This is a genomic window from Sphingosinicella sp., assembly GCF_052387495.1.
Taxonomy (GTDB): Bacteria; Pseudomonadota; Alphaproteobacteria; order Sphingomonadales; family Sphingomonadaceae; genus Allosphingosinicella.
The window spans coordinates 1-2,370 of record NZ_JBQTJC010000109.1; the positions used below are offsets into that span (position 1 = coordinate 1).

At 68.1% G+C, this 2,370-nt stretch carries 1 protein-coding gene; it reads left to right on the forward strand.

What is annotated here, in order from left to right:
* Positions 1-2,279: ATP-dependent helicase (locus ACT4N8_RS06130; RefSeq protein WP_444857252.1), on the forward strand; the 2,279-nt coding region annotated here is incomplete at its 5' end.
* Between the last annotated feature and the right edge of the window lie 91 nt (positions 2,280-2,370).

A 2,370-nucleotide genomic window follows, 5' to 3' on the forward strand; every position in this document is an offset into this window, starting at 1 on the left:
GGCCGGTGCTGGTCCTCGCCGGCGCCGGCACGGGGAAGACCGCGGCGCTCACCGCGCGGCTTGCGCATCTGCTTTACACCCGCAAGGCGTGGCCGTCGGAGCTGCTCGCCGTCACCTTCACCAACAAGGCGGCGCGCGAGATGAAGGCGCGGGTCGGCCGCCTCGTCGGGGAGGCGGTGGAGGGTATGCCCTGGCTCGGCACCTTCCATTCGATCGGCGCGCGCATGCTCCGCCGCCACGCCGAGCTGGTCGGGCTCAAGTCCAATTTCACCATCCTCGACACCGACGATCAGCTCCGCCTGCTGAAGCAGCTGATCACCGCCGCCGACATCGACGAAAAGCGCTGGCCGGCGCGCCTGATCGCCGGGCTGATCGACCGCTGGAAGAACAAGGGGCTCACCCCGGACCAGGTCGATGCCGGCGAGGCGGAGGCCTATGCCAACGGCAAGGGGGCGAAGCTCTACGCCGTCTATCAGGAGCGGTTGAAGCAGCTGAACGCCTGCGATTTCGGCGATCTCCTGCTCCACATGCTCGTGATCCTGCGCACCCATCGCGACGTGCTCGCGCTCTATCAGCAGCGCTTCAAATATATCCTCGTCGACGAATATCAGGACACCAACCAGAGCCAGTATCTCTGGCTCCGCCTGCTCGCGCAAAGCCACAAGAACATCTGCTGCGTCGGCGACGACGATCAGTCGATCTACTCGTGGCGCGGGGCGGAGGTTTCGAACATATTGCGCTTCGAGAAGGACTTCCCCGGCGCTGTTATCATCCGCTTGGAGCAGAATTACCGCTCGACCCCGCACATCCTCGGCGCCGCCTCCGGGCTGATCGCGCAGAATGCCGGCCGCCTCGGCAAGACGCTCTGGACCGAGGCGAAGGACGAGGCGGGCGGCGAGGGCGAGAAGGTCCAGGTGATCGGCATCTGGGACGGGCCCGAGGAGGCGCGCCGCGTCGGCGAGGAGCTGGAGACGCTCCAGCGCCGCGGGGGCCGCCTCGACGATTCCGCCATCCTCGTCCGCGCCCAGTTCCAGACCCGCGAGTTCGAGGACCGCTTCATCGCCATCGGCCTCCCCTACCGCATCGTCGGCGGCTTCCGCTTCTACGAGCGCGCCGAGATCCGCGACGCGCTCGCTTATCTGCGCGTCATCGCCCAGCCAGCCGACGACCTCGCCTTCGAACGGATCGTCAACACCCCCAAGCGCGGCCTCGGCGACAAGGCGGTGGCCAAGCTCCACGCCCTCGCCCGCGCCGAGGACATTCCCCTGAGCGTCGCCGCCGCCCGCATCCTCGACAGCGACGAGCTCACCGCGCAGGCGCGCCGCTCATTGGGCAATCTCGTCGGCGATTTCGCCCGCTGGCGCGCCAAGCTCGACGAGCTTCCCCACCCCGAGCTCGCTCGCCTGATCCTCGACGAAAGCGGCTACACCGCGATGCTCCAGGCCGACCGCTCGGCCGAGAGCGCCGGGCGGCTCGAGAACCTCGCCGAGCTCGCCCGCGCGATGGAGGAATATGAAAATCTCGGCGCCTTCCTCGAACATGTCAGCCTGGTCATGGACAATGACGCGGACGCCGACGCCGACATGGTCACGATCATGACCATCCACGCCGCCAAGGGGCTGGAGTTCGATACCGTCTTCCTCGCCGGCTGGGAGGAAGGCGTCTTCCCCTCGCAGCGCGCGCTCGACGAAGGCGGCATGGCGAGCCTCGAGGAGGAGCGGCGCCTGGCCTATGTCGCGATCACCCGCGCGCGCCGCCGCTGCATCATCCTCCACGCCGCCAACCGCCGCATCTACGGCCAGTGGACCAGCTCGATCCCCAGCCGCTTCGTCGCCGAGCTCCCGCCCGCCCACACCGACGAGGAAACCACGATGACCGGCGGCGAATCGCTCTGGCGCGCCAACTGGTCCGAACGCGCCGACCCCTTCGCGGATGTCGCGCGGGGGACGGGCCGAGGCCCCGGCTGGCAACGCGCCGCCGCCTCAAACCCCTCTCCCTTCAGGGGAGAGGGCGACTCGCCCCGGACCGGGGCGAGCGGGGTGAGGGGATACGGCGTCGGAGAGTCACGCACGACCTACACCCGCCCCCCCATCGAAGCCCGCGCCAGCGCCGTCAGCCTCGGCAATCCCGGCCGCACCGACATCGCGCTGGGCCAGCGCGTCTTCCACTCCAAGTTCGGCTACGGCACTATCGCGGAGATCGAAGGCAACAAGCTCGAGATCGACTTCGAAAAAGCCGGTCGCAAGCGCGTGCTGGACAGCTTTGTGAGTGTGGGGTGAGCGACTTGGAGCGTGACATGGAGGAAAAAGCAGGATCGAAGCCGTCCGTCCGCAGGCGCGCCGACGAAATCAAGCCGTTCCGCTGCAAGAA